The sequence below is a fragment of the Nocardioides sp. YIM 152588 genome (genome assembly GCF_040191335.1).
In the GTDB taxonomy this organism is placed as follows: domain Bacteria; phylum Actinomycetota; class Actinomycetes; order Propionibacteriales; family Nocardioidaceae; genus Nocardioides.
In genome coordinates this window covers 52,136-70,803 of record NZ_JBEGDJ010000014.1, presented here as the reverse complement: position 1 = coordinate 70,803, position 18,668 = coordinate 52,136, and the positions used below count along the sequence as shown (strand labels likewise).

Below are 18,668 nucleotides of genomic sequence, written 5' to 3'. Positions count from 1 at the left end.
AACAAGGAGAGAACCCCCATGGCAGAGACTGCCGACCGCACCGGCCTCCGGGTCACCCCCGGCCAGTACATCGGCGGTGCCGCGGAGCACGGCGGCGGCGAGCCGCAGGTCGTCCTCGACCCGGCCACCGGCACGCCGTGCACCGAGGTGCGCCCGTCCACCGTCGACGACGCCCGGCGCGCGGTCGACGCCGCCGCCGCGGCGTACCCGGCCTGGGCCGCGAGGACGCCCGGCGAGCGGGCCCGGGTGCTGCTCCGGCTCGCCGACCTGATCGAGGCCGACGCCGACGAGCTGACCGCCCAGGAGGTGGCCGAGACCGGCAAGCCGGTGCCGGTCTTCCGCGACGGCGAGCTGCCGTTCGCCGCCGACAACCTGCGCTTCTTCGCCGGGTCGGCGCGCTCCCTGGAGGGCACCGGCGCGGGCGTGCTCAGCGAGGGCTACACCTCGGTGCTGGTCCGCCGCCCGCTCGGCGTGGTCGCCGGCATCGCGCCGTGGAACTTCCCGCTGGTGATGGCGATCTGGAAGCTCGGCCCGGCCCTGGCCGCCGGCAACACGATCGTGCTCAAGCCGGCGCCGCAGACCCCGAGCACCACGATCCGGCTGGCCGAGCTGGCCACGCGGGCCGGGCTGCCGGCGGGCGTGCTCAACGTCGTGACCGGCGACGCCGAGGTCGGCCAGGCGCTGGTCACCGACCCGCGCGTGGCGATGGCCTCGGTGACCGGGTCGACCGGCGCGGGCCGGGCCGTGATGGCCTCCGCCGCCCCCAGCACCAAGCGCGTGCACCTCGAGCTCGGCGGCAAGGCGCCGGCGGTGGTCTTCGCCGACGCCGACCTCGCCGCCGCGGCGCAGGGCATCGCGATGGCCGCGACGTACAACTCCGGCCAGGACTGCACCGCCGCCACCCGCGTGTACGTCGAGGAGCCGGTCGCGGAGTCGTTCACGGCGATGCTGGCCGAGCAGCTGGAGCGGGTGCGCGTCGGCGACCCCCGCGACGAGGCCACCGACATCGGCCCGCTGGTCACCGTCGAGCACCGGGACCGCGTGCACGGCTTCGTGACCCGCGCGGTCGACGCCGGCGCCAAGGTCGTCACCGGCGGCGTGGTCCCCGAGCGGACCGGCGCCTACTACCCGCCGACGCTGGTCGCGGGCGCCGCGCAGGACGCCGAGATCATGCAGAGCGAGGTCTTCGGCCCCGTGCTCGCACTGGGCACCTTCGCATCCGAGGACGAGGCGGTCCTGCTGGCCAACGACAGCGCCTACGGCCTGGCCTCCTCGGTGTGGACCACCGACGTGGCCCGCGCGCTGCGGGTGACCGGGCGGATCGAGGCGGGCGTCACGTGGGTCAACGACCACCTGCCGATCGCCTCCGAGGCGCCGCACGGCGGCGTGAAGGGCAGCGGCTTCGGCAAGGACATGAGCCACGAGGCGGTGCTGGAGTACACCGTCACCCAGCACGTGATGATCAAGCACGCGGTGCGGGAGTCGCACGACTCGTTCCGGCCGTCCTGAGCCGCGCCGGGTCTCGCGTCGTCACATCCCGATTGGCCCCTTTTCCGGGCGAATGGGGGCCAATCCGGATGTGACGACGCCCAGCTCAGGCCCGCAGGTGCTTGAGCCGCACCTCCCGACCGGCGGCCAGCTCGGCGACCTGGGCGAGGTACAGCTCCGCGCAGGCGAGCGCGTCCGTCAGCGCCTCGTGGGCGGCGTAGCGGGGCAGCCCGTAGCGCGCCCGCGCCGACCAGAGGCGCAGCTCGCCGTGGCGCGTCTCGTCCTCCCCGCGCCCCGAGAGCCGGCGGGCGAGAACGAGGGTGTCCACCACCGGCGGCACGAACGGCGCCCCGAAGTGCCGCTCGCAGGCGCGGGACAGCAGCCCCACCTCCAGCCGCGCCCAGTGGGCGAGCAGGACCCGGCCGGCGCAGGCCGCCAGGGTCTCCTCGACCGCCTCCGCGGACGGTACGCCGGCCGCCACGACGTCGTCGGTGAGGCCGTGGAACACCGCGCTCTGACCGACCCCGCCTCCGTCCCCGCCTCCGTCCCCGCCTCCGTCGCCGCCGCCGTCCTCCTCGGGCCGCACCACCAGGTGGCGGGCCCCGGCGAGCACCACGGCGTCGCCGTCCACCGGCACGAACCCGACGCTCAGCAGCCGGTCCACCGCGGGGTCCAGGCCGGTGCTCTCCACGTCGATCGCCAGCAGCCGGAGGTCACCGGCCGGGGTGTCGGCGGGCGGCTCGGGCACCGCGTAGTACGCCGCGAGCGGCCCCGTGGCACGCGCCGCCGCCCCGGCCCGGCGGCGCCGCCCGGAGCGGAGCAGCGGGCTCACGTGACGAGGTCCGTGCGGTAGCGGACCGAGAGCTCACCCTGCACCCGCCGGACCACCGCGAACGCCTCCTTGAGGTGGCGCCGCTCGAACGGCGCCAGCATCGCGGGCGGGACGTGGTTGTCGGGCGTCTCCCCGCGGCCCACCTGCTCGATCTGGTGCCGGATCCGGATCAGCGAGAGGAAGTCGAAGGCCGCGGCCAGGTCGGCGGCGCTCTGCTCGGAGATGCCGCCCGCGGCGGCCGCGGCCCGCAGCCGCTGCCGGGTGCCGACCTGCGCCTGGCCGCTGGCCAGGCTGGCCAGCCGGGCGACCTGGACGATCGGGGCCACCCCGCCGGCCTTGATGTCGAGGGTCTTGCGGTGCTCGCCGGAGTGCTCCAGCACGAAGTCGCGGAAGAAGCCGAGCGGCGGGCGGAACCGCTGCGCCGAGGCGGCCAGGTAGAGCAGGAAGCGCTGCGCGCCGGGGGCCTCGGCGCGGACCCGGTCCGTGATCGCGTCGCAGAGCGCCCGGTCGCCGTGCACCGCCCGCATGTCGAAGAAGGTCTGGGCGCGCAGCACGGCGTCGGGCTCCTGCGAGGTCAGCCAGGAGCCGACGTACCCCCGCCAGGTGCGGAGCGGGGCGCGCCACCGCGGGTTGGTCGCCATCATGTCGCCGGGGCAGCGCGGGTAGCCGCAGAGCTCCAGCCCGGTCACCACCCGGTCGGCGAGCTCGGCGAAGTACGCCGCCTGCTCGTCGCTCATCGGCTCCTCGGGCGTGTCCTCCAGGATGAGCGCGTTGTCCTGGTCCGACTGCAGGCCGCTCTCCATCCGGCCCTGCGACCCGAGCGCGACCCAGCAGTAGCGCACCGGCGGCGGGCCGAGCTCCTCCTCCGCCCGCTCCAGCAGGCGCCGGGTCACCGCGTCCGCGACCGCGGTGAGCACCCGCTCCACCTCCTCGGCGGTCGCGCCGCCGGCCACCGCGTCGGCCACCGCCCTCGGGATCCGCGCGGTCGCCGAGCGCAGCCCCTCGACGGTCGTCTGGCGCGAGACCTCGCCGACCAGGTGCACCGGGTTGGCGCGCTCCAGGCGGATCAGGTCGCCCGCGGTGACCATCCCGATCACCGTGCCGTCGTCCACGATCGGCAGGTGGTGGACGCCGAGGCGGGTCATCTCCACCAGCGCCTCGAAAGCGAGCGCGTCGGCGGGGACCGTCAACGGGCCGGCGGTCATGATCGCGCCGACCGGTCCCGTGGGGTCCCACCCGGCGGCGACCACCTTGGACCGGATGTCGCGGTCGGTCACGATCCCGACCAGCCCGGTCGCGTCGGTGACCAGCAGCGCGGAGATACCGCCCTCGGCGTCCATCAGCCGGGCGGCGTCGGCGACGGTCGTGCCGGGGTCGACGGCGACCGGTGCGCGGGCCACGATCTCACGCACCCGGGTGCGCATCACCGGGCTGCCGCTCCCCGATCGGCCGCCGCGCATGGCCGCCTCGAGGCGCCCCACCTGCTGGCGCAGGAAGTACTCGGCGAACGCCGGGTGCTCGGCCATCAACCGGTGGAAGTGGTCCGCCGGCAGCAGCAGGCACAGCGAGTCCTCCCGGGCCACGATCCGGTAGAGCGAGGCGCCCCGGGCGAGCACGGAGGAGAGCCCGAACGAGCTGCCGGGGTCGTCGCGGTCCGCGAGGTCACCGTTGCCGTCGATGATGTCCACGGCCCCCGACCGGAGGATGTGGAGATGCTCGTTGTGCGCGCCCAGCGGCACGATCTCCGCGCCGCGCCGGAAGTACCGCACGGTCAGCCGCTTGGGCAGGTCGTCGAGCTCCTCGGCCGGCAGCGCGTCGTACGGCGGGTGCGCCGCGAGGAAGTCGCGCACCTCGACGAGCTCGACATCCATGGACCCCATCGAACCGTGTCCGGCGGCCGAGCGCACCCCTTCGACTAGGCGGTGTCCCCGGCGGGGGTCGGCGGGTCCGGGCGCGGCGGGTCCGCCGGGCGCATCGCGGCCACCACCGCGAGCATCCCCAGCATCGTCCCGATGCCGGTGGCCACGATCAGCAGGCAGGCGGCGACGAACGCGGTGGCGTAGCCGATGTCGCTGTCGCGGACCGTGTCCGAGCTCTGCAGCCCGCCGACGAGGAGGAGCCCGAGCATGAGGAGGCCCACGGAGAGCACCGCGGCCCACCGGACCCACGGCGGCCGGGCGGGGAGCCCGGGCGGCCCCGGGGCCCGGCGGACGAGGACGACCGCGGCCGCGGCGATCGCCGTCCAGGCACCCACCAGGAGGAAGGCGGCCATCGAGTCGCTGGCCCGGTGCCATCCCGCCGACAGCGTGGCGAGCGCGATCACCACGGCGGCGATGAGCCCGACGAGCGCCGTCGGGTAGCGCCACCGGAGCGGCAGCACGATCAGGAGCGCGGCGACGGCGGAGGCGATGGCGGTGGTGTGCCCGCTCGGCAGGCTGTTGAGCGTGGCCGGCGCGACCTCGCTGATGCCCAGGTCGGGCCGCTCGAGCAGGTGGCCCTTCAGCACCTGGGTCGAGAGGTTGGCGCCGACGAGCAGTCCCACGGCGGCCAGCCCCTCGACGCGCGCGAGGCGCGCCAGCGCGATCACGGCGACCAGCGCGACCGCGCCCAGCAACGAGGCCACCGAGACCACGTTGAGGACAGAGTCGGCGCTGTCGGCGAACGCGGGCCGCGTGAGCAGCGCACCGCGCAGCGAGGCGTCCCCGAAGAGCCGGCCGCGCATCGTGCGCACGCCCACGACGTAGACCGTCACGAAGCCGGCCACGCAGACCAGCCCGATGACGCCGATCAGCACCAGCGGGCGCCACTGGCTCCGCACCCGCTCGAACCTCACAGCAGCATCGTCGCACCGGATCCCCCGCCTGTCGCTGCGTATCGGCGAGACCGGACACCCCTCGGCCCGATCACGCTCCGGGCGAGGTGAACCGGACCAGCGCGAACCGCTCCGAGCCGCCGGCCAGGTCGCGCTCACCGACCAGCCCGTAGCCACGCAGGTAGAGCTTCTGGGAGACCACGCGGGGCTCCAGCCGCGTCCACTCCAGGCTGCGGAGCCCGCGTCCCTCGGCGGCCGGGGTGCTGATCCGCGCGCCGCGCTGGACGGTCCAGGCCTGGTCCTCGGCCTCGCCCTCCCAGTACTCCTGGCGGTAGGCCGTGGTGACCCGCGGGTGCGCCGGCATGATCCGCCCCGCGACCGCGCCGTCCACCCCGGCCTCCCACGACCCGTCCCGGTCCTCCAGGTCGCCGTGGCGGTCGTAGGTGGCGGTCGCCTCGCCGAGGTACCAGACCGTGCCGCGGTCGTCGACGGCGTACCAGTCGCGGGTGAGCTCGGCGATCGAGCCGTCGGCGCGCCGCACGACGTCGCGCACCACGCGCGCGCGGATCCCGGCGACCATCCGGTGCCGGTGCGTGACCGTGGTGCGCTGGATCAGCCGGTGGCCCTCGTCGCGGCCCTCGAGCACCCACCGGGTGCCGGGGCGGAGCGGGAACCACGGGTTGTGGCGCGGGTGCTCGAAGGCGCTCGACGGTGGCGCGGCAGCGACGGCCGGCACGGCCGGTACGGCGGCAGCGGGCTCGGCGCGCCCGGCGGCCGGCGCGGACGCGGCCGGCACGGCAAGGCAGGCGAGGGCGGTCAGCGAGAGGGCCGCCAGGGCGATCGGGTTGCGGTGCATGACTCCTCCTCGGGTCGGATGGCCCGATCGTTCGCCCCGCCCGCTGAAGCGGGCCTGAACGCCGGCTGACGACCGGCCCCGGTCGGTGGTTGAGGTGCGAGGAGCGCTAGCGACGAGCCTCGAAACCACCACGCCCGGACGGTGGTGGTTTCGAGGCTCGCTTCGCTCGCACCTCAACCACCGGTCAGCCGTCGCTCGCACCTCAACCACCGGTCAGGCCGTCGCCCGCACCTCAACCACCGGTCAGGCCGTCGCCCGCACCTCAACCCCCGGTCAGGCCGTCGCCCGCACCTCGACCACCGGAGGCCGGGAGCAGCAGCCGCAGGTGGGCGCCGCGCTCCCCGCCCGGCCGGCCCGGCGGGTCGAGCAGGTCGAGCCGGCCCCCGGCGCGCTCGGCCAGCCCGCGCGCGATCGCGAGACCCAGCCCGCTGCCACCACCCCCGCCCCGCTCGCGGGAGTCGTCCAGGCGCTGGAACCGGTCGAAGACCCGGTCGCGGTGCTCGGCCGGGATGCCGGGGCCGTCGTCGGCGACGTCGAGCCGGGCCCAGCCCTCGTCGGTGGCCACGGTGACGACCACCCGGGCCGCCGCGTGGGCGGTCGCGTTCTCCAGCAGGTTGCGCACGATCCGGCGCACGTCGACGGCGTCGGCGTACGCGGGCGCGGCCGAGACGCCCGAGGTGTCGACGGCCACCGGGGTGCCGACCCGGGCGCGCGTGGCCTCCTCCAGCACCAGGCCGTCCAGGTCGAGGAGGGCAGGCTCGTGGGCGACGCCGGCGTCCAGCGAGGCGAGCACCAGAAGGTCGCCGACGAGGCGCTCCATGTCGGCGGTGGCGGCGAGCACCTCGGCGCCGAGGCGCTCGACGTCGGCGTCGCCCGGCCGCGCGAGCGCGAGCTCCAGCGCCAGGCGCTGGGCGGCCAGCGGGCTCTGCAGGTCGTGGGAGACGTCGGCGACGAGGTCGCGCTGCCGCCGGGCCGCGGCGTCGAGGCGCGCCAGCATGGCGTTCATGGTCGCGGCCAGCCGGCCGACCTCGTCGTCCACGCCGTCCCCGGCGACCCGGGTGTCGAGGCTCTCCTCGGTGATCCGGTCGACCTCGGCGCGGATCCGGTCGAGCCGGCCGAGCGCGCGCCCGAGCAGCAGCCAGATCACGGCGCCGAGCAGGCCGACGGCGAGCGGGACGCCGACCCACAGCGCCCCGCGCAGCGCCGCGGACGCCTCGCCGACCGACTCCAGGCTGTCGCCGACCCAGACGGTGACCTCTCCCCCGGGGCCCGGGCCGGCGGCGTACCAGAAGCGGTAGGTCTCGGTCTCCGCGTCGTCCGGCGCCTCGAAGGTCGCGGTGGCCGGCTCGTCCCCGGCGGGCAGGTCCGCGACCGCCGGCCGGCCGGCGATGTTCGGCGAGGCGGCGAGCACCTCGCCGCCCGGGCCGACCACCTGGGCGACCCCGTTGTCGCCGGTCCGCAGCGTCGCCGGGAGATCGCCGACCTCGGCCAGGTCGAGCAGCTCGGCCACGCGGGCCCGCGCGACCTCGTCGGCCGCGTCGGTGAGCCGGTCCTCCAGCGTGGTGACCAGCAGCACGGCGCCGACGGTGAGCAGTACGGCGAAGGCCAGCGTGCCGAGCGCGGTGGCGCGGGCGCGCAGGCCGAGCCGCACGGTCACGGCGCCGCCCCCGGCCGCGCGCCGGTGTCGGCCGGGTCGGCCGTGTCGTCGACCAGCCGGTAGCCGACCAGCCGCACGGTCCGGATCGAGGAGCGCCCGAACGGCTCGTCGATGCGCTGGCGCAGCTGGCGGACGTAGACCTCGACGATGTTGGGGTGCCCGTCGTAGGCGAAGTCCCACACGTGCTCGAGGATCGTCGCCTTCGACACCACCTCGCCGGACCGGCGCATCAGGAACTCCAGCAGCGCGAACTGGCGCGGGGTCAGGTCGATCGGCGCGTCCCCGCGCCGGACGGTGTGCTCGGCGGGATCCAGCCGCAGGTCGCCCACCGCCAGCACCGCAGGCCGCTCGCGCCCGCCGCGTCGAAGCAGCGCGCGCAGGCGGGCGGTGAGCACCATGAACGAGAACGGCTTGGCGAGGAAGTCGTCGGCGCCGGCGTCGAGCGCCCGCGCCTCCTGCTCGGGGCCGTGGCGGGCGGTGAGCATCAGGATCGGGGTCCAGTCACCGGCCTCGCGGCGGCGTGCGCAGAGCACGTCGCCGGCGAGGCCGGGGAGCATCACGTCCATGACCATGGCGTCGTAGGCGTTCTCGGTCGCGTACCACTCGGCCTCGGTGCCGTCGAGGGCGACGTCGACGGCGTACCCCTCCTCCTCGAGGCCGCGGCGCAGCCCGGCAGCGAGCTGCTTGTCGTCCTCGACCACCAGGATCCGCACGCCGGCCAGCCTGGCACCGCGGCGCTGAAGGCGCACTGAAGGCCGGCTGAAGTGGCCCGTGGACGGTCGGCTTCAGCGAGGCTTCAGCGGCCCGGGGGGACGATGGTGGCACCAGGAGGACGAGGCAGCGGGACGGGCAGGAAGGGAGAGCGCGATGCGCAGGCGAGTGATCATCGGCGCGGCGGGGATCGCGGCCGCCGCGGCCGTGGCGGCCGGCGGCGTCGCCGTCGCCACCGGCGGCGGGGACGACGGGCCGCAGAGCCACCAGTACACGCCGGAGCAGGCGGCGAAGGCGAAGGAGGCCGCGCTGGCGGCGACCGGCGGCGGCACCGTGAACAGCGTCGAGACCGACGACGAGGACGGCGCCACCTACGAGGTCGAGGTGACCACGCCCGAGGGCGACACGGTCGACGTGCGGCTGGACGAGCGGTTCCGGGTGGTCGTCATCGAGGGCGACGGCGAGGACGCCGACGGGGGCTGATCGCAGCACCGCGGGGGCCATCGCGGTCGACACGACGGAATTACCTGACTAAAGTCAGAGATATGTCGCTGACGTCCACGCTGCGCCACTTCAACCGCACCTACACCCAGCGGATCGGCGTGCTCGAGGACTCCTTCCTCGGTACCGGCCGGCCGCTGGCCGCCTCCCGCGTGCTGTTCGAGGTCGGATCCTCGGGCGGTACGACGGTCCGGACGCTGCGCGACCGGCTCGGCCTGGACTCGGGCCAGCTGGCGCGGCTGCTGCGCTCGCTGGAGGCCGAGGGCCTGGTGCTCACCGCGCCCGGCGACGACGACCGGCGCGTGCGCACGGTACGGCTCACGGCGGCCGGCGAGGCGGCGTACCAGGACCTGGAGCGGCGCTCGGAGGAGCGCGCGGCCGCGCTCGTCGACCCGCTCACCGAGCGGCAGCGCGACCGGCTGGCGCGCGCCTTGGCCGAGGCCGACCTGCTGGTGCGGGCGGCGACGGTCAGCCTGGAGCGCGTCGAGCCGACGCACCCCGCGGCCGTGGAGGCGACCGGCCGCTACGTCGCCGAGCTCGACGGCCGGTTCCCCGGCGGGTTCGCCCCGGGCGGGCCGGACGCACCCGAGCCGGGCGCGGTCTACGTGGTCGCGATCAGCGACGGCGAGCCGGTCGCGTACGGCGGCGTGCGGCCCATCGACCTGGCGGACGGCGTCCCGACGGGCGAGGTCAAGCGGATGTGGGTGCACGGCGGCTGGCGCGGCGCCGGGCTCGGCGCACGCATGCTGCGCCACCTGGAGCAGGTCGCCCGCGAGCTCGGCCACGAGCGGGTGGTGCTGGACACCAACGGCACGCTGACCGAGGCGATCGGGCTCTACGAGCGGGCCGGCTACACCCCGATCGAGCGCTACAACGACAACCCGTACGCGGAGGCGTTCTTCACCAAGCCGCTCAGCCGAGGGACTCGACCGTGAGCGCGTCCCAGTCGCCGACGATCGGCACCAGCGTGCCGGCGCCCCAGTGCGGCTGCTGGTCGCGCTCGTGCGGTCCGGGCAGCCCGGACGCGCCGGTCGGCACCACCCACCCGCCGGCCGCGCGGTCGTCCAGGTCCCACACGTAGCGGGCGACCGACCCCTTGCTGCAGGCGTCGGTGATCGCCGGGTACGACGCCGCGGCCCGGACGCAGTCCTGGTCGCCGTCGAGCGGCGGGGCCGGCAGGCCCGGGTCGTGGAGGCCGTGCTCGGCCAGCGCGTGCACGGGTGCGGCGACGTGCGTCGCGCCCCAGGTGGCGGGCAGGCGCCCGGCCGCGGCGAGGTCGTCGACGTCGGCCAGCGCCTCCCGTGCCAGCGCCGGCAGGTCCAGGCCGAGGGGCGGGGCGCCGGCGGTGGCCGCGGCGGCCAGGGTCGGCAGCGCGAGTCCGACGCGGTAGGTGACGCCGAACCAGGCCGCGAAGAGCGGGCCGTGGTCGTGGGTCGCGACCGCGTGCCGCAGCCGGGCGAGCTCCGGCGCCTCCGCGATCCGGTGCACGAGGGCGGAGCGCCACGCGGCGTACCGGGCCGCCTGCGGTGAGTCCGCCAGCATCCGCCCGTCGAAGTCGTCGAAGGCGCCCGGCACCAGCGCCGTCAGCGTCGGCACGCTGAGCAGCAGGCTGTCGTTGTGGATCTGCACGAAGTCGTCGGGGCCGAGTCCGTCGCGGCCCTCGAGCAGGTCGCGGATCCGGTCCGCCCGGTACGGCGGCGCGAAGACCGAGCCGATGCGCTCGCTCTCGGGGCCACGGCGGTCGTTCGCGGTGACGACCTCGCCGGCGTCACCGGCGTCCACGCGGTTCGGGTCGTCGAGCCAGCCGACCCACTCCCCGTTCTCCGCCCGGACGGGGACGCGGCCGGCGATCCGGTAGCGGACCACGCCGGCACGGTCGGCGATCACCGCGTTGTTGACCGGCTCGACCCAGTGCTCCAGCGCGGCGTCGACGTCGGCCACGCTGCGGGCGCGCAGCAGCGGCAGCAGCGCGTCGAACCCGAGGTCGCCGAGCACCCGGTAGGAGGCCCGGACCGCGAGGCCGGGCTGGAGCTCGAGGAGGTCGTCGGGCAGCGGCTCCCCGGGCGCCACGTCGACGAGGTCCTGGTAGTCGGCGCAGGCGTTGGTGATCGCCCAGGCGACGTCGCCGGCGTGCGCGAAGTGCTGCACCCCGGGCACCCCGACGAAGCTGAACCCGGCGACGTCGAAGGCGTCGTCGGGGTCCTCGCAGACCAGCCGGACCTGCTGGTAGACGCCCGGCTGCTCGATGGTGCGGTGCGGGTCGCCGCCGATCAGCGGGCGGCCGCTCGCGGTACGGGCGCCGCCGACCGCCCAGGCGTTGCTCCCCGACGTGAACGGCCCCTCGTGGGAGAGAAGCGCGGCGTCGTCCCCGAGGACGCCGGTCGACAGCCGGCGCCACAGGTGGCCGCCGATGCTGCCGAACAGCAGGTGCTGGGCCAGGAACGTGGCCAGCGGTGTCCACGGCTCCCACGGCCGCGGCGCGATGCCGAGCCGCGCGAGCTCGGGGACGCTCGCCGGGTCGAGGGTGGCGAGCGCGGCGTTCACCCCGTCGACGTACGACGCCAGGAAGGCCCGCGTCTCGTCGGTGCACGCCTCCAGGGCGCGCTGCGCGGACTCGACCGTCCGCATCCGCGCGGAGAAGCCGTCCCACGCGGCGCCGGCCTCGCCGACCACCGCGGCCGTGGTGCCGGTGGCGCGCAGCCGCAGCCACTCAAGCTGCCAGGCGCGGTCGCGGACCGTCACCGCGCCGTGGGCGCGGGCCAGGTCGGCGACCGAGTCGGCCCGCAGGTGCGGGATGCCGTAGGAGTCGCGGTAGAGGCGGGCCACGCGACGAGGCTAGCCAGTGCGCGCGGGCCGCGCGGCCGGTCCCGGCCCTCCTCGGGACCACCCGCCGACGTACCTGTCAGGCGTCGGTGATGCCGGCGCGGATGGCGGTCACCACCTCGTCGGGGACCTCGGTCATCCCGTGCGCCGACGCGGCGTGCGCGGCGGCGGCCGACAGCACCTCGTCCTCGGTCTCGCCGGTCACGACGCCGTCACAACCATCGACGACGGCACCACACGCGAACGTCTTCATTCCTGCTCCTCGGTCTCGGCCCCGGCGGGGCGATGGAGGAGGTCAGCTGGGATGCGCCATCGCACGGGCCTGCTCGTCCGACAGGTCCATGTCGTGCACCGACGTGGCGTGGGCCCGCGCCTCCGCGACCACCTCGTCCTCGTCGGCTCCGCGCAGGACCGTTCCGCACGGGCATTCGATTGTGTGACCACTCATCCTGACCTCCGCGTGGCAACCTAGGGAACCGACCTTGGCGGATCGTTGGAGGGATCTTGGCACGCTTGTACCTCACGGGTGGGCTCCTTCTCGACGGCCCCGACCGTGCGGTCACCGCCGACGACTTCCCCGGTCAGCAGGGCCGACTCGCCTTCGCCGCCCTCGCCGTCGAGCGCCGGCCGCTGGCCCACGGCGAGCTGGCCGACATCGTCTGGGACGAGGCTCCGCCCCCGCAGTGGAAGAGCGCGCTGGCCGCGGTCGTCTCCAAGATCCGGGCACTCGTGGGCGCCGCCGGACTCGACGGCGCGGCGGCGGTGAGCTCGAGCGGGGGCGCCTACCGCCTCACCCTGCCGCCCGGGACCTGGGTCGACCTCGAGGACGCCATCCGCCGCGTCGACCGGGCCGAGGGCGCCCTGCGGCACGGCGACGACCTGGACGCCGCCCGCGAGGCGACCGTCGCCGCGGCGATCCTGCGCCGCCCGTTCCTCACCGGCGTCGACAACCGCTGGGTCGACGGGGTACGCCGCCACCAGCTCGAGACCGGCTACCGGAGCGCGGTCGCGCTGGCGACCGCCTGGATCCGCCTCGGCGACCACCAGCTCGCGGCCACCACCGCCGGGTGGGCGATCCGCCTCGACCCGCTCCGCGAGACCGGCTACCGCCTCCTCATCGAGGCCGAGCGCGGCCGCGGCGACCACAGCGCCGCGCTGCGGGCGTTCACCCGGTGCGTCGACACGCTCGCCGAGGAGCTGGACGTGCCGCCGTCGCCGGAGACGCTGGCACTCGCGGCGTCGCTGCGGCGGCGCCGCTAGCATCGGCGCTCCACCACGAGGGGACGAACCGATGTCAGCGAAGTCAGACCTGGACCACCTCCGGCACGCGATCTCGGTGTCCCAGGCCGCCCGCGACCACGGCAACCACCCGTTCGGAGCGGTGCTCGTCGATGCGGACGGCGTCGTCGTACTGGAGGCCGAGAACAGCGTCACGACGGAGAACGACGTGACCAACCACGCGGAGACCAACCTCGTCCGCCTGGCGTCCCGCGCCATCCCGCACGACGACCTGCCCGGGTACACCCTGTACACGTCGTGCGAGCCGTGTGCGATGTGCTCGGGTGCCATCTACTGGGCGGGGATCGGTCGCGTGGTCTACGGCCTCTCCGAGGCCGGTCTGCTCGAGCTCACCGGGAACCACCCCGAGAACCCGACGCTGTCGCACCCGTGCCGCCTGGTCTTCGCCGCCGGGAGTCGTCGGATCGCCGTGGCCGGCCCGCTCCTCGAGGACGAGGCCGCCGCTCCGCACCGGGACTTCTGGGGGTAGCGGGAGCCGGCCGCCCGCGCACCCGCGCGGATGTCGGCCTGACGTCGCTCACCCACTACCGTCGCGCTGTGGATCTCACGTCGCGGGTCAGCTCCGGTCAGGGCGGCTTCGTCCTCTTCGCGGTGACGCCGCCGCGGCGCTCGACGCCCGCCGAACGCCTGCCCGAGATCGCCCGCGCCACCGTCGAGCGGCTGGACCACCTCGACCTCGACGGCCTGATCCTCTACGACATCGACGACGAGAGCTCGCGCAACCCGGCGGAGCGCCCGTTCCCGTTCAGCCCGACGGTCGACCCGGCCGAGTACCGCGCCGAGCACCTCGCGGCGTGGCGGACCCCGGTGGTCGTCTACCGGGCGGTCGGCAAGTACCAGCGCGAGGGCCTGCGGACCTGGCTCGCCGACCAGGACCCCGGCAGCACGCTGACGGTGATGGTCGGCGCCGCGTCCAGCGGCACGTCCGCGCCCGTCTCCCTCACCGAGGCACAGGCGCTGCGGGCGGAGGCGAACCCCGAGCTGCTGCTGGGTGGGGTGGCGATCCCCGAGCGGCACAGCCGCCGCGAGAACGAGCACCTGCGCCTCATCGCGAAGCAGGAGGCGGGCTGCCGGTTCTTCGTCACCCAGGTCGTCTACGACCTCAACGCCGCCAAGAACCTCGTCTCCGACTACCGCTACGAGTGCGAGGCGCGCGGCCTCGACCCGGTGCCGATCGTGTTCACGTTCTCGGTGTGCGGCTCGATGAAGACCCTCGAGTTCCTCCGCTGGCTCGGCGTCGACGTCCCCCGGTGGATCGAGAACGACCTCCGGCACGCGACCAACCCGCTGCGGGCCTCGCTGGAGCAGGCCGTCGTGACGGCGGTCGAGCTCATCGACTTCTGCCGCCGGCTCGGGGTCCCGTTCGGGATCAACGTCGAGAGCGTCTCCATCCGGCGCGAGGAGATCGAGGCGTCGGTGGAGCTGGCGGAGCAGCTGACCGCGCGCCTGCGGGGCTAGCCGCGACGCGGGGCGAGCCCGGGTCGCCGTACGGCGCCCGACCCCCGGCTCGACCCGAGGCCGGTCAGTGGCGCTTCTGGATCAGCGCGACGTAGCCCAGCGCGACGCCCAGGCCCGCCACCACCGGACCGAACGACTGGGCCGCGCCCGAGCCGGCGAAGGTCCAGATCGCCCCGATGGCGATCATCGCCAGCGCGACCAGCGCCCCCAGCACCTTCATCGCGACGCTCGGGCTGCCGTAGCGGTTCTCGGGATCGGACTCGTTCATCGCGGCAAGCGTAGGCCCGGCGCGAGCACGCCGCCGCACGGGCCACCGGCGATCCCGGCGCGCTCCTCAGCCCCGGGCGTCGCGACGCTCCTGGAGGCGCGCGCGAGCTTGGTCCAGGTAGTTCAGGCACGGAGCGTCAGCGTCGGGGTGCTGGGAGGTGAGGTGGAAGATCCACCGATCCATCGCGGCCATGTAGCCGTTGTCCTCGCCCGACCGTCGCGTGCTCCAGGCGCGGGTGCCGGTTCCGGGGCGCGGGACCTCACACTGCGTGCACGAGATCTTGTACGCATAGGAGTCGTCGGCGCTGAGGTCGATGCGGACGACGGCCAGCGCTCCTGCCTCGGCACTGGCCTTCCTCTGACGGGCGGAGCGGCTGGCGGGCATGGGGGATCTCGTTTCGCGGTCGGGGGTGGCCGCTCCCCAGCCTAGGTGCCGCATGAGGGCGTCCGGCGGTCATGCGCTGGCCGTGGGAAGCCGAGCGCGGAGCAGGTCGCCGAGCCGGGCGACGGAGCCGTCCAGCGCGTCGAGTTCCGCACTGTCCACCAGCGGCACCAGGCCGGCGGCGGTCTGGGCCAGGACCACCGGGGCACCGCAGGCGACAACCGCCTGGCGCACGTCGGGCGGTATCTCGTTCAGGTGCAGCAGGTCCACCGGTATCCGCAGGTCGGCAACCATCCGGTCCCACTCGGGCCTGCGACGCACGCGCCCGTGGGTGATGTCGCACAGCGCGCAGTGCCGAGTTCCGCGCGCCCGAGCCCAGACGTACGCCACCTCGCCGAGCAGGCCGCCGTCCGCGTTGTACACCCCGATCAGACGGGTGACGGACTGGTCTTCCACGCGCGCCTCCTGGCGGTCGAGTCGCGGGCCTCGGTCCGAGGCTAGCCCGACCCGCACAGCACGTCCGTTCGTGCCGCGCCGAGTGCGTTCGCTCGCGGCGGGCGACGCGCAGACTGGCTGGCGGGGACCGCTCGCGAACGGGGTGGCGCTGTCGTAGCGTCGAGAGCGTGAGCTCCGTGCTTGAGCGCCTGACCAGGGCGCAGAACGATCACGACGCGGTGTCGTTCGCGAGCTACTTCACCGAGGGCTACCGAAGTGAACAGCCCGTGCATCCGGGCAGGGCGTTCACCGGCCGGGAGCAGGTGCGCGAGAACTGGACGTCGGTCTTCGCCGGTGTGCCCGACTTCCGGAGCGAGCTCGTCGCGTCGTGCCGGGATGGGGACGTCGAGTGGGGCGAGGTCCACTGGTGGGGACACCATGTCGACGGGGCGGTCTTCGAGATGCGCGGGGTGATCATTGCCACCATCCGCGACGACCGGATCGCGAAGGCCAGACTCTTCGTCGATGCGGTCGAGCGCTCCGGCAGCGACATCGAGGCCGCCGTCGAACAGTCGTACCGGCCTCCTCCCGCCGAGGAGTGAGCGCGGGCGCTGAGCGCCGCTACGGGGAGCGTGGGAAGAGCCGCACCTCGGCGCGGTGGCTGTCGCTCCGGAACGTGGCGTCGCACGTGCGGAGCGGTGCCTCGATCGGATGAGGGGCTGCCATCTCGCCGGCGAGGCTGTCGAGCAGGTCTGCGTCGGCGTCTCGCCCGATCAGCGCCTCGACCACCATGTGCGTATCCCGCGTCAGGTTCTAGCGGCGCCACGGCAGGTCAGGGCGTAGATCGGGATGATCCCCGATGTTGATCGCGGCTCCACATGCGCACGCTGTGGCCGTGAACAAGATTCCGGTGACGGCGCCGAGCCCTGTGTTCGGGGAGCGGGTCGTGGGTGCGGCGGCGATCGCGTTGGTAGCGTCGCTGGTCATCCAGAATGCGGTGCTGGTCTGGGCCGGAGCGCCCGGCTTCGGCGACCCGATCGAGAAGGTGCTCGCCTTCCACGCGGAGAACAGAGGCGCGGTCGCGATCGCGGTCGGCTCAGAGGCGCTGAACCTGCCGCTGCTGCTCGTGTTCGTGACCGGTCTCCACGGACTGGTCGGACGTCGCGGGGGCGTGGGCGCCGACTGGTCGCGCCTCGCGGTGGCCGCGGGCGCGACTCTCGCGGCGGTCTTCGCGCTCTACGCCGTTCTGTGGAACGGAGTCGTGTTGTCCGCCGGCGAGCCCACCGAGCCGAGCCCGCTGTTCGAGCTCGTCTGGCAGTTGCATGCAGGAGCGTTCGCGCTCGCGCTGCCGGCGCTCGGCACCACCTTCATCGGCACTGCGCTGGCGGCGCATGCGAGTCAGCTGGCGGCGCCGTGGCAGCGTGTGCTCGGCCTGGCCGGCGGAGGCCTGCTGATCGCCGCCGGGGTGGCCAACCTCGCGATCGCTGACGGCTCGCCGATCCTGTTCGTGGGGATGCTCGGCTACGCCGCGTGGCTCGTATGGCTCCTGGTGACCGGGGTGCGGCTGGTTCTGATGGCCAGGAAGGACGGCGCCGCCTAGGAACCGTCCCGTCACGCGGCAGCCCCGAGATTGCGTCAATCTGGATGAGCCGAAGTGCACGACCTCTGGTCGGCATGCGAGTGCGTCGCTGGCGGCGGTATGCCGCACCCAACGCCTCGGGCCTGTGGATGAGATCTACCCCAACCTGACTATCGAACGCCAGTTCGGTTGTCGCGTAGAATCAGGACAAGCCGCCACCGCTCCCGAAGGCCGCACGATGACCCTGCTCCCCGGTCCTGTCCCGCACCGCATCACGCGTGCGGTGGCCGCTTGCCGGGACGCGCTGGTGTCGGTGGCCGACGCACGGGCCGCCTACCTCAGCACCGCCGAGAAGGCAGACCTGCTCACCGAACTGGTGGCCCTGGAGACGCAGGTCGCCGAGCTGCGGCTGCGTGCGATGGCCGCATCCGGGGACGTCGCCGACACGCACGGGGCGCGGGACGTGGCCGCATGGCTGGCCCACCGCGCGAACGTGGAGGTCGCCCGGCTCCGGCCCGAGGGTCGGCTGGCGGAAACGATCGACCAGCGCTGGCCCGAGGTCGGCGCCGCGATGGCCACCGGACGGCTCTCGCTGGACCAGGCCAAGACCATCGTGCATGCCCTCGACGCCCTCCCCGACCGCATCGACGACACCCTCCAGCGCGACGCCGAGGCCCGGCTGGTCGCGCTCGGGACCGGCGACGCCGCCGAGTGCGGCGGACTCGGGATGCTCCCCCAGCACCTGCGGGTGCTCGGCCGCCGGGTGCTCGACGTCGTCGCCCCCGAGGTCGCCGAGGACGAGGAGGCCCGCCGTCTCCACGCCGAGGAGACCCGTGCCCAGGCCGCGTTGTCGGTGCGGATGAAGCCGCTCGGCGACGGCGCCACCCGGGTCACCATGACGCTGCCCGACGCCACGGCGACCCGGCTGGCCACCTACCTCGACGCCCTCACGTCGCCGCGTGGGGAGGTTACGAGGCTCGCTTCGCTCGCACCTCAGGCACCGGAGGTGGAGCGGCTGCCTCGACACCGCGCCCTCGGCCACGCCTTCTGCACCCTGCTCGACCGCCTCGACCCGAGCACGCTGCCCGACCACGGCGGCGACGCCACCACCGTCATGGTCACCATCGGGATCGAGGACCTGCGCAAGCGGCTCGGCGCCGCCGGCCTCCTCGACAGCGTCACCTCCGACGGCAGCGGCCGGATCACCGCCGCCCACGCCCGCCGCTTGGCCTGCACCGCCAAGATCGTCCCCGCGGTCCTCGGCGGCAGGTCGGAGGTCCTCGACCTCGGCCGAGCCCAACGACTCTTCACCCCCGCCCAACGCAAGGCCCTCCGCCTGCGCGACACCACCTGCCGCGCCGAGGGTTGCACCGTCCCCGCCACCTGGTGCGACGCCCACCACCACACCCCCTGGTCCCACGGCGGCCCCACCGACCTCGCCAACGCGGTCCTGCTCTGTGGGTACCACCACCACCGCGCCCACGACCCGACGTACGACACCACCAGGCTCCCCAACGGCGACCACCGCTACCACCGGCGGAGGTGAGGCGGCCGGCGACAGCCGGCGC

General features: G+C 74.7%; 22 protein-coding genes. 9 read left to right on the top strand and 13 right to left on the bottom strand.

Features of this window, described 5'->3' with window-relative positions:
* Nucleotides 1–18 precede the first annotated feature (18 nt).
* Nucleotides 19–1,509: an aminobutyraldehyde dehydrogenase gene (locus tag ABLM29_RS09605; protein ID WP_349713874.1), complete on the top strand. Its 1,491-nt coding sequence runs from the start codon at nt 19–21 to the stop codon at nt 1,507–1,509.
* A gap of 85 nt (nt 1,510–1,594) precedes the next feature.
* Here ABLM29_RS09605 and ABLM29_RS09600 read toward each other — a convergent pair whose 3' ends face one another.
* The 6 genes from ABLM29_RS09600 to ABLM29_RS09575 form a co-directional block, all read right to left on the bottom strand.
* Nucleotides 1,595–2,320: an exonuclease domain-containing protein gene (locus ABLM29_RS09600; protein WP_349713873.1), complete on the bottom strand. Its 726-nt coding sequence runs from the start codon at nt 2,318–2,320 to the stop codon at nt 1,595–1,597.
* The gene (locus ABLM29_RS09595; protein WP_349713872.1) at nt 2,317–4,191 is read right to left on the bottom strand and encodes a DUF294 nucleotidyltransferase-like domain-containing protein; all 1,875 of its coding nucleotides are present in this window, start codon (nt 4,189–4,191) and stop codon (nt 2,317–2,319) included. The genes ABLM29_RS09600 and ABLM29_RS09595 overlap by 4 nt, the downstream gene beginning before the upstream one ends.
* A gap of 44 nt (nt 4,192–4,235) precedes the next feature.
* Nucleotides 4,236–5,153: a phosphatase PAP2 family protein gene (locus ABLM29_RS09590; protein ID WP_349713871.1), complete on the bottom strand. Its 918-nt coding sequence runs from the start codon at nt 5,151–5,153 to the stop codon at nt 4,236–4,238.
* Between the two features lie 70 nt (nt 5,154–5,223).
* On the bottom strand, nt 5,224–5,988 hold the full coding sequence (locus ABLM29_RS09585; RefSeq protein WP_349713870.1) for a hypothetical protein: 765 nt from the start codon (nt 5,986–5,988) through the stop codon (nt 5,224–5,226).
* Nucleotides 5,989–6,250: 262 nt separating this feature from the next.
* Nucleotides 6,251–7,645 (bottom strand): ATP-binding protein, encoded by a 1,395-nt coding sequence (locus tag ABLM29_RS09580; RefSeq protein ID WP_349713869.1) that lies wholly within the window; start codon nt 7,643–7,645, stop codon nt 6,251–6,253.
* On the bottom strand, nt 7,642–8,358 hold the full coding sequence (locus ABLM29_RS09575; protein ID WP_349713868.1) for a response regulator transcription factor: 717 nt from the start codon (nt 8,356–8,358) through the stop codon (nt 7,642–7,644). The genes ABLM29_RS09580 and ABLM29_RS09575 overlap by 4 nt, the downstream gene beginning before the upstream one ends.
* 154 nt (nt 8,359–8,512) lie before the next feature.
* On the opposite strand from ABLM29_RS09575, the gene ABLM29_RS09570 reads away from it, so the two are divergent.
* Nucleotides 8,513–8,839, top strand: coding sequence for a PepSY domain-containing protein (locus tag ABLM29_RS09570; protein ID WP_349713867.1), 327 nt, complete (start codon nt 8,513–8,515; stop codon nt 8,837–8,839).
* Between the two features lie 62 nt (nt 8,840–8,901).
* Nucleotides 8,902–9,792 (top strand): bifunctional helix-turn-helix transcriptional regulator/GNAT family N-acetyltransferase, encoded by an 891-nt coding sequence (locus tag ABLM29_RS09565; RefSeq protein WP_349713866.1) that lies wholly within the window; start codon nt 8,902–8,904, stop codon nt 9,790–9,792.
* On the opposite strand, the gene ABLM29_RS09560 is transcribed toward ABLM29_RS09565, so the two are convergent.
* The 3 genes from ABLM29_RS09560 to ABLM29_RS09550 all read right to left on the bottom strand — a co-directional run bounded on the left by ABLM29_RS09560 (nt 9,770) and on the right by ABLM29_RS09550 (nt 12,128).
* Entirely contained in the window at nt 9,770–11,683 is a 1,914-nt protein-coding gene (locus ABLM29_RS09560; RefSeq protein ID WP_349713865.1) for a penicillin acylase family protein, read from the bottom strand. The genes ABLM29_RS09565 and ABLM29_RS09560 overlap by 23 nt on opposite strands.
* A 76-nt stretch (nt 11,684–11,759) precedes the next feature.
* Nucleotides 11,760–11,933: a DUF1059 domain-containing protein gene (locus tag ABLM29_RS09555; protein ID WP_349713864.1), complete on the bottom strand. Its 174-nt coding sequence runs from the start codon at nt 11,931–11,933 to the stop codon at nt 11,760–11,762.
* A 42-nt stretch (nt 11,934–11,975) separates the two neighbouring features.
* On the bottom strand, nt 11,976–12,128 hold the full coding sequence (locus ABLM29_RS09550) for a DUF1059 domain-containing protein (protein ID WP_349713863.1): 153 nt from the start codon (nt 12,126–12,128) through the stop codon (nt 11,976–11,978).
* Nucleotides 12,129–12,184: 56 nt separating this feature from the next.
* On the opposite strand from ABLM29_RS09550, the gene ABLM29_RS09545 reads away from it, so the two are divergent.
* From ABLM29_RS09545 to ABLM29_RS09535, 3 genes are all read left to right on the top strand, one after another.
* Complete coding sequence (locus ABLM29_RS09545; RefSeq protein ID WP_349713862.1) at nt 12,185–12,940, top strand: AfsR/SARP family transcriptional regulator; 756 nt, start codon at nt 12,185–12,187, stop codon at nt 12,938–12,940.
* 31 nt (nt 12,941–12,971) lie between these two features.
* Nucleotides 12,972–13,448 (top strand): nucleoside deaminase, encoded by a 477-nt coding sequence (locus ABLM29_RS09540; protein ID WP_349713861.1) that lies wholly within the window; start codon nt 12,972–12,974, stop codon nt 13,446–13,448.
* Nucleotides 13,449–13,516: 68 nt separating this feature from the next.
* On the top strand, nt 13,517–14,437 hold the full coding sequence (locus tag ABLM29_RS09535; RefSeq protein WP_349713860.1) for a methylenetetrahydrofolate reductase: 921 nt from the start codon (nt 13,517–13,519) through the stop codon (nt 14,435–14,437).
* Between the two features lie 64 nt (nt 14,438–14,501).
* Here ABLM29_RS09535 and ABLM29_RS09530 read toward each other — a convergent pair whose 3' ends face one another.
* From ABLM29_RS09530 to ABLM29_RS09520, 3 genes are all read right to left on the bottom strand, one after another.
* Nucleotides 14,502–14,705, bottom strand: coding sequence for a hypothetical protein (locus ABLM29_RS09530; protein WP_349713859.1), 204 nt, complete (start codon nt 14,703–14,705; stop codon nt 14,502–14,504).
* Nucleotides 14,706–14,771: 66 nt separating this feature from the next.
* On the bottom strand, nt 14,772–15,089 hold the full coding sequence (locus ABLM29_RS09525) for a hypothetical protein (RefSeq protein ID WP_349713858.1): 318 nt from the start codon (nt 15,087–15,089) through the stop codon (nt 14,772–14,774).
* Nucleotides 15,090–15,158: 69 nt separating this feature from the next.
* Nucleotides 15,159–15,542: a hypothetical protein gene (locus ABLM29_RS09520; protein ID WP_349713857.1), complete on the bottom strand. Its 384-nt coding sequence runs from the start codon at nt 15,540–15,542 to the stop codon at nt 15,159–15,161.
* 167 nt (nt 15,543–15,709) lie between these two features.
* On the opposite strand from ABLM29_RS09520, the gene ABLM29_RS09515 reads away from it, so the two are divergent.
* Entirely contained in the window at nt 15,710–16,123 is a 414-nt protein-coding gene (locus tag ABLM29_RS09515) for a nuclear transport factor 2 family protein (protein ID WP_349713856.1), read from the top strand.
* A gap of 19 nt (nt 16,124–16,142) precedes the next feature.
* Here ABLM29_RS09515 and ABLM29_RS09510 read toward each other — a convergent pair whose 3' ends face one another.
* Entirely contained in the window at nt 16,143–16,313 is a 171-nt protein-coding gene (locus ABLM29_RS09510) for a hypothetical protein (protein ID WP_349713855.1), read from the bottom strand.
* A gap of 103 nt (nt 16,314–16,416) precedes the next feature.
* On the opposite strand from ABLM29_RS09510, the gene ABLM29_RS09505 reads away from it, so the two are divergent.
* Together ABLM29_RS09505 and ABLM29_RS09500 are read left to right on the top strand one after the other, a co-directional pair.
* On the top strand, nt 16,417–17,121 hold the full coding sequence (locus ABLM29_RS09505; RefSeq protein ID WP_349713854.1) for a hypothetical protein: 705 nt from the start codon (nt 16,417–16,419) through the stop codon (nt 17,119–17,121).
* Nucleotides 17,122–17,413: 292 nt separating this feature from the next.
* Entirely contained in the window at nt 17,414–18,646 is a 1,233-nt protein-coding gene (locus tag ABLM29_RS09500; RefSeq protein ID WP_349713853.1) for an HNH endonuclease signature motif containing protein, read from the top strand.
* Nucleotides 18,647–18,668 lie beyond the last annotated feature (22 nt).

Coding starts and splice junctions, on each gene's coding strand:
- ABLM29_RS09605 (WP_349713874.1), top strand. CDS start 19: ATGGCAGAGACTGCCGACCGCACCGGCCTCCGGGTCACCCCCGGCCAG.
- ABLM29_RS09595 (WP_349713872.1), bottom strand. CDS start 4,191: ATGGATGTCGAGCTCGTCGAGGTGCGCGACTTCCTCGCGGCGCACCCG.
- ABLM29_RS09585 (WP_349713870.1), bottom strand. CDS start 5,988: ATGCACCGCAACCCGATCGCCCTGGCGGCCCTCTCGCTGACCGCCCTC.
- ABLM29_RS09570 (WP_349713867.1), top strand. CDS start 8,513: ATGCGCAGGCGAGTGATCATCGGCGCGGCGGGGATCGCGGCCGCCGCG.
- ABLM29_RS09565 (WP_349713866.1), top strand. CDS start 8,902: ATGTCGCTGACGTCCACGCTGCGCCACTTCAACCGCACCTACACCCAG.
- ABLM29_RS09555 (WP_349713864.1), bottom strand. CDS start 11,933: ATGAAGACGTTCGCGTGTGGTGCCGTCGTCGATGGTTGTGACGGCGTC.
- ABLM29_RS09550 (WP_349713863.1), bottom strand. CDS start 12,128: ATGAGTGGTCACACAATCGAATGCCCGTGCGGAACGGTCCTGCGCGGA.
- ABLM29_RS09540 (WP_349713861.1), top strand. CDS start 12,972: ATGTCAGCGAAGTCAGACCTGGACCACCTCCGGCACGCGATCTCGGTG.
- ABLM29_RS09530 (WP_349713859.1), bottom strand. CDS start 14,705: ATGAACGAGTCCGATCCCGAGAACCGCTACGGCAGCCCGAGCGTCGCG.
- ABLM29_RS09525 (WP_349713858.1), bottom strand. CDS start 15,089: ATGCCCGCCAGCCGCTCCGCCCGTCAGAGGAAGGCCAGTGCCGAGGCA.
- ABLM29_RS09510 (WP_349713855.1), bottom strand. CDS start 16,313: ATGGTGGTCGAGGCGCTGATCGGGCGAGACGCCGACGCAGACCTGCTC.